Origin of the sequence: Aminobacter sp. LjRoot7, assembly GCF_964252895.1 — a bacterium.
Lineage (GTDB): Bacteria > Pseudomonadota > Alphaproteobacteria > Rhizobiales > Rhizobiaceae > Aminobacter > Aminobacter aminovorans_B.
In genome coordinates this window covers 228,771-235,230 of the sequence record NZ_CAXUPX020000010.1, presented here as the reverse complement: position 1 = coordinate 235,230, position 6,460 = coordinate 228,771, and the positions used below count along the sequence as shown (strand labels likewise).

Annotated in this window: 6 protein-coding genes and 1 pseudogene; 6 read left to right on the top strand and 1 reads right to left on the bottom strand. The window is 63.2% G+C overall.

Features of this window, described 5'->3' with window-relative positions:
- From ACSQ3E_RS24895 to ACSQ3E_RS24880, 4 genes and pseudogenes are all read left to right on the top strand, one after another.
- A pseudogene (locus ACSQ3E_RS24895) lies at positions 1 to 544 on the top strand (malate synthase G); the annotation flags it as partial.
- A gap of 281 nt (positions 545 to 825) precedes the next feature.
- Positions 826 to 1,509 carry a tRNA (adenosine(37)-N6)-threonylcarbamoyltransferase complex dimerization subunit type 1 TsaB gene (gene tsaB / locus ACSQ3E_RS24890; protein WP_436124691.1) on the top strand — a complete coding sequence of 228 codons (684 nt, stop codon included), beginning with the start codon at positions 826 to 828 and terminating at the stop codon, positions 1,507 to 1,509.
- Positions 1,506 to 1,994 (top strand): ribosomal protein S18-alanine N-acetyltransferase, encoded by a 489-nt coding sequence (gene rimI / locus ACSQ3E_RS24885; protein WP_436124690.1) that lies wholly within the window; start codon positions 1,506 to 1,508, stop codon positions 1,992 to 1,994. The genes tsaB and rimI overlap by 4 nt, the downstream gene beginning before the upstream one ends.
- A 133-nt stretch (positions 1,995 to 2,127) precedes the next feature.
- Positions 2,128 to 2,928, top strand: coding sequence for a lysophospholipid acyltransferase family protein (locus ACSQ3E_RS24880; RefSeq protein ID WP_436124689.1), 801 nt, complete (start codon positions 2,128 to 2,130; stop codon positions 2,926 to 2,928).
- Between the two features lie 104 nt (positions 2,929 to 3,032).
- Here ACSQ3E_RS24880 and ACSQ3E_RS24875 read toward each other — a convergent pair whose 3' ends face one another.
- A complete protein-coding gene (locus ACSQ3E_RS24875) occupies positions 3,033 to 3,707 on the bottom strand; it encodes an outer membrane protein (protein ID WP_436124688.1) in 675 nt (224 codons plus the stop codon).
- Between the two features lie 269 nt (positions 3,708 to 3,976).
- Here ACSQ3E_RS24875 and miaB point away from each other — a divergent pair, with 269 nt between their 5' ends.
- Together miaB and ACSQ3E_RS24865 are read left to right on the top strand one after the other, a co-directional pair.
- Positions 3,977 to 5,386 carry a tRNA (N6-isopentenyl adenosine(37)-C2)-methylthiotransferase MiaB gene (gene miaB / locus ACSQ3E_RS24870; protein WP_436124687.1) on the top strand — a complete coding sequence of 470 codons (1,410 nt, stop codon included), beginning with the start codon at positions 3,977 to 3,979 and terminating at the stop codon, positions 5,384 to 5,386.
- Positions 5,387 to 5,460: 74 nt separating this feature from the next.
- The gene (locus ACSQ3E_RS24865; protein WP_371746544.1) at positions 5,461 to 6,453 is read left to right on the top strand and encodes a PhoH family protein; all 993 of its coding nucleotides are present in this window, start codon (positions 5,461 to 5,463) and stop codon (positions 6,451 to 6,453) included.
- The last annotated feature ends 7 nt before the right edge of the window (positions 6,454 to 6,460 follow it).

Here is a 6,460-nt window from a genome sequence, read left to right as displayed (position 1 = left end):
GGCTACCTTGCATGCCACCCACTACCACAAGGTCGACGTGCACGCCGTGCAGGCTGAGCTGAAGAGCCGGCCCAAGGCGCGCCTCGACGACATCCTGTCGGTGCCTGTTGTCGTGCGTCCCAACTGGACGCCCGACGAGATTCAGCGTGAGCTCGACAACAACGCGCAAGGCATCCTGGGTTATGTCGTGCGCTGGATCGACCAGGGCGTCGGCTGTTCGAAGGTTCCCGACATCAACGACGTCGGGCTGATGGAAGATCGCGCCACCTTGCGCATCTCGTCCCAGCACATCGCCAACTGGCTGCGCCACGACGTCTGCTCGCACATCCAGGTGATGGATTCGCTTCAGCGCATGGCAGCGATCGTCGACCGGCAGAATGTCGGCGATCCGCTCTACAAGCCGATGGCACCCGAATTCGACCAGTCGACCGCCTTCCGCGCCGCCTGCGACCTCGTCTTCGAAGGCCGCGCCCAGCCCAACGGCTACACCGAACCGGTCCTCCACAAGCGCAGGCTCGAGCTCAAGGCGAAGGAACGGGGCTGAGCATTGCCAACGGAATGCTAAGCAGTCCGTGGTAGCTTATCTTGTATGACAGCGTTTCTTCACGCCCCCCTCTGCCCTGCCGGGCATCTCCCCCACAAGGGGGGAGATCAGGCCTTCATGCACGCCTCAGCTAATCAACTGCGGCGCGACGGGAACGGCTTGAGACCCTACAGAACGAGCGGGACGCAGCACCTGCTGATCTCCTCCCTTGTGGGGGAGATGGCCGCCAGGCCAGAGGGGGGCGCGAAAGAGCTCACCATATCCGCAAGGTACTGGGCATCATGATCCTGCTCGCCATCGACTGTGCCGCAAGCCTCTGTGCCGCCAGCGTCTACGATGTCGACGCCGGGCGCGAGCTTGGCCGCTCCGTGTGTGACCTCGGCAAGGGCCACGCCGAACACCTGATGGCCGTCATCGACGAGGCTTTGACGCAGGCTGGCAAGAGCTATGCCGATCTCGGGCGGATTGCGGTTTCCACGGGTCCCGGCTCGTTCACCGGCGTGCGGGTCGCGGTATCGGCGGCACGCGGCTTTTCGCTGGCGCTGAAGGTTCCGGCGGTCGGCGTAACAACGCTTGAAGCACTGGCCGCCGAAACGCGCGATGCGCTCGGGCCGTGCAAGGTGCTTGCCGCCCTCGATGCCGGCCGCGCGGAACTGCATGCGGCTGTCTATGACGAAGACGGGCAGGCGATCCATACCCCTGTGGTCCTGACGCTCGACGAAGCCGCCGCCATTGCTGCTTCCGACAAGATAGCACTTGCCGGCACCGCGGCGCGGCTGGTCGCTGGCGCCGTCACCGGCAAGATCTTCGAATTCGGGCCCGTGTCTGCCACCGCCGACATCGGCACCTATGCCCGCATCGCTGCCGGCAAGACGGTTGATGGCGAGCGGCCGAAGCCGATTTATCTGAGAGCACCGGATGCCAAGCCGCAGGCTGGCTTCGTGCTGCCTAGGGAAGAGAAATGAAACTGCCGTTCTGGCCGCTGAAACGCGACTATGCCCTCGAACTCCTGACCGTTGACGACAGCGCCGCCATCGCTCCCTTGCATCGCGAGGATTTCGTCAGGCCGTGGTCGAGCGATGAGTTTTCGGCGCTGCTCGAGCAGGACACGGTGTTCGGCTTTGCCGTTCGCGAGATCGGCCATGGCGCGGAAGCGCCCGCCGGCTTCGTGCTGGCAAGGCTCGCCGCCGGCGAGGCCGAAATCCTGACGATTGCGGTTTCGCGCTCGCACCGCCGCCATGGCCTGGGCTGGCGGCTGATGGATGCGGTGCTGCGCGAACTGCACGCCCAGCGTGCCGAGGCGCTGTTCCTCGAGGTCGACGAGACCAATGCGCCGGCGATCGCGCTCTACCGCAAGTTCGGCTTCCACGAGGTCGGCAAGCGCCCGAACTACTACCAGTCGGCGCAAGGGGCGACGGGCGCGCTTGTCATGCGGCTCGATCTTCGCTAGCCAGATGCCCCGAGCATGATCCCGAAAAGTGGGTACCGGTTTTCGGACAAGATCATGCTCAAACAAAAAGATGGAGCCCATTCCGAGCCATCGGAATGGAAAGGCTCCAATTAAAAAGGGCATCGCGCACTACATGATCGGAAAGATCCGTACGGGGCTCGCGCTCTTTTGGATGGTTGCGGCCTCGCTGGTGCTTGTGCCGCTGCAGGTCATCTCGATGAAGACCGGCTTGTGGCCGGAAACCGTGATCCTGAAGATCTGGCACCGCGCCATGCTCAAGGCGCTCGGCATGCGCGTGCATGTCGTCGGCGAGATGGTGAAGACCCGGCCGCTGATGATCGCGTCCAACCACATCTCCTGGACCGACATCATGGCGATGGGGTCGCGGTTCGATGTCACCTTCATCGCCAAGTCTGAACTCAGCGGCTGGCCGATCTTCGGCTTCCTGTCGCGGCTGCAGCGTACCGTCTTCATCGAGCGTGAACGCAAGCGCAAGTCGGGTGACCAGGCCAGCGAGATCGCCCGGCGCCTCGCCGCCGGCAACGCCATGGTGCTGTTTGCCGAAGGCAGCACCGGCGACGGCAACATGCTGTTGCCGTTCAAGAGCACGCTGTTCGGTGCAGCGTCGATGGCGATCGCCGAGGGTGCGGCCGAGCATGTCGTCATCCAGCCGGTGTCGATCGCCTATATCCGCATCCACGGCATTCCGCTTGGCCGCCAGCACCGCCCGCTCGCCAGTTGGATCGGCGACATGGACCTGGTGCCGCATGTCGGCCAACTGCTGGCCGAAGGCGGCCTCGACGTCGAGATACGCTTCGGCGAGCCGATCGACTTTTCCGCCAAATCGAGCCGCAAGGAAGCGACGCGGCTGATGGAAGAGCGGGTTCGCGAAATGATGCTGCAGTCGCTCGGTCAGCCGCATCCGTCGCGCTGAGCATCCGCCGGCGGAAACGTTTGGCCGCTCCTGAGGCGATTCTGGAACTAGTTCGGAAAACAAAAAAACCCGGCCGAAGCCGGGTTTTTTGAGGTGTGGCTGTCTCAGAACTTGTAGGCGACGCCGAACCTGACGTCGTGGGTCCTGATATCGGCTGAGTATTCTTCATCTTCCGGCTGAGTGATGAAGTCATGCGTGCCATAGTCGGCATAGCGATACTCGCCACGCAGCGTCCAGTTGTCGGTCAGCGCGTATTCGGCGCCAATGCCCAAGGTCCAGCCGACTAGGCTTTCGTCTGCACTGCTATAAAAATCGCCCAGATTGTATTCGTCGAAGTTGAACTTGCCGAAGGCGACGCCACCCGCAACGTAGGGCAGCAGGCGGTCCATGGCGTAACCCAGCCGCAGCCGGGCCGAACCGGTGAGGTCGATCGTGGTCGTGGCAGAGTATTCGCTATCGCCTGGTGCCAGAGCCGAGTCTTTTAGGCCGCCCCAGGCAACATCCGCCTCGAGGCCCAGCACCACGCCGTTGGCGAACTGGTGATTGTAGCCCGCGTAAATGCCACCCAGGAAGCCGTCCGGGTCGTTGCTGTAATCGTAGTCGCTGGAGCCTTCATATACATAGTCGGCGTTGCCGAAACCGTAGCCAATCTGGCCGCCGATATATCCCCCAGTCCAGCTGTACACGGCTGAGCCGGGCTCAGTTGCGAGGTTGTCCGCAGCATTGGCTGCCGACGAGATGGCGAGCAATGCAATCGCCGTTGCGAGAATCTGTTTCATCAAAACCCCTAATCAATAGCCTGCTGAAATATACAACCTAAATGGTTTGTAGAAAGTGGTTGCAAAATAATAGGTTGCATATACTTTTAGGTGTGCCTTATGCGCAACATATTAGATAATACGAATGTACTGGTGAGCTGTGGGCAAGACGTCCCGGCATAGCCAGCCCAGCCGTCAACAGGCACGTTGCGCCGCGGCCGACCGAACCGCCCAAGCTCTTGCCGCAAAGCGTCTGTTTTTTGCCGTGGAAAGGCGTTAATAGGCGCGGCATGGAACTCGACGATATGTTTGAAATCATGCCGGCAGCCTCTGGTGAGGTCGCCGCGGCAAGCACCAGCGCTGCCAAGAAGGTCTTCATCAAGACCTATGGCTGCCAGATGAACGTCTACGACTCGCAGCGCATGAGCGATGCGCTCGCCGCCGACGGCTATGCCGCGACCGAGACCATCGACGACGCCGACCTGATCCTGCTCAACACTTGTCATATCCGCGAAAAGGCCGCCGAGAAGGTCTATTCGCAGCTCGGGCGCCTGGGCAAGCTGAAGGCCGAGCGGGCGGAGAGTGGCCGCGAGCTGATCGTCGGCGTCACCGGTTGCGTCGCCCAGGCCGAGGGCCGCGAGATCCTGCGCCGCGCCTCTGCGGTCGATCTCGTTGTCGGACCGCAGACCTATCACCGCCTGCCCGAAGTGGTGAAGAGGGCGCGTGACGGCCAGAAGGTGATCGAGACTGAATACGCGCTCGAAGACAAGTTCGAGCACCTGCCGCAGCCGAGGAAGGCCGAGGTCGCCAAGCGCGGCGTCACCGCCTTCCTGACGGTCCAGGAAGGCTGCGACAAGTTCTGCACCTTCTGCGTGGTGCCCTATACCAGAGGTTCCGAGGTATCGCGTTCGGTCGCGCAGATCGTCGCCGAGGCCGAACGGCTGGCCGAGGCCGGGGTGCGCGAGGTCACGCTGCTTGGCCAGAACGTCAACGCCTGGCATGGCGAGGGCGCCGACGGCAAGGAATGGGGGCTTGGCCGCCTGCTCTACCGGCTTGCCGAAATTCCCGGCATCGCCCGGCTGCGCTACACCACCAGCCATCCGCGCGACATGGACGACGAGCTGATCGCGGCCCATCGCGACCTGCGCGCGCTGATGCCTTACCTGCACCTGCCGGTGCAGTCAGGCTCGGACCGTATCCTCAAGGCGATGAATCGCAAGCACACGGCGACGGACTATCTCAGGCTGATCGACCGCATCCGCGCGGCCCGTCCCGACATCGCCATGTCGGGCGATTTCATCGTCGGTTTTCCCGGCGAGACGGATGCCGATTTCGAGGCTACAATGGAGATCGTGCGCCAGACCAATTACGCCTCGGCCTACACGTTCAAATATTCGCCGCGTCCCGGCACGCCGGGCGCCGATATGGACGGCCATGTCGAGGAACAGGTCAAGGACGAGCGCCTGCAGCGGCTGCAAAAGCTGATCACCGAGCAACAGCACGCCTTCGCCGACGGACTGGTCGGACAGACGATTTCGACGCTGATCGAAAAGCCGGGCCGCCAGCCCGGACAGATCGTCGGACGGTCACCTTGGCTGCAGCCGGTTATTGTTGATGAAAAGGCCGGCGAAATCGGTGACATTGTTGATGTGCGAATCACGAAGACAGGCACCAACAGCCTGTTCGCCGAAGCGGTCTGATCGGCCGTACGGCAGATGAGGAGAGACGGTTGAGCGCTGCTGAACTCAAGAACCTGCCCTCCGGGGCGTCTGACATGGCGCACATCGTACTGACCTTCGACAACAACAAGCTAGCCAGTGCGCTATACGGCCAGTTCGACGAGAACCTGGCCCGTCTGGAACAGAAACTCGGCGTCGACATCCGTTCGCGCGGCAACCAGCTGACCATCAAGGGCAGCGCGACAGCCGCCGAGCAGGCGCGTCGCGCGCTCGATCATCTTTATGCCATCCTGCAGAAAGGCGGCGAAGTGGCGCAATCCGACGTAGACGGCGCCGTGCGCATGGCAGTTGCCCCCGATGACCAGCTGACGCTGCCGACGCTGGAGCGCAAGGGCAAGATGGCCGCGGCCCAGATCTCGACGCGCAAGCGCACCATCTATGCCCGCTCGCTCAACCAGGACGCCTATATGCGGGCGCTGGAACGCGCAGAGCTCGTCTTCGGCATCGGCCCGGCCGGTACCGGCAAGACCTATCTCGCGGTGGCGCACGCCGCCATGCTGCTCGAACGCGGCATGGTCGAGCGCATCATCCTGTCGCGCCCGGCGGTGGAAGCGGGCGAGCGCCTCGGCTTCCTGCCTGGCGACATGAAGGAAAAGGTCGATCCCTACCTGCGCCCGCTCTATGACGCGCTCTACGACATGATGCCGGCCGACAAGGTCGAACGCGCCATTGCCGCCGAGGTCATCGAGATCGCGCCGCTGGCCTTCATGCGTGGCCGCACGCTGGCCCATTCGGCCGTCATCCTCGACGAGGCGCAGAACACCACCTCGATGCAGATGAAGATGTTCCTGACCCGTCTGGGCGAGGGCTCGCGTATGATCATCACCGGCGACCCGACGCAGATCGACCTGCCGCCCAACACCAAGTCGGGCCTGGTCGAGGCGTTGCGTATCCTCGACGGCGTGCCCGGTGCTGTGACCGTGCGCTTCAACGACGCCGACGTGGTCCGCCATCCGCTGGTCGCCGAGATCGTCAGGGCCTATGACCGTGACGGCAAGGTCGCGCGCGGCCTTGGCACCGAGGGCTGATCGGGAA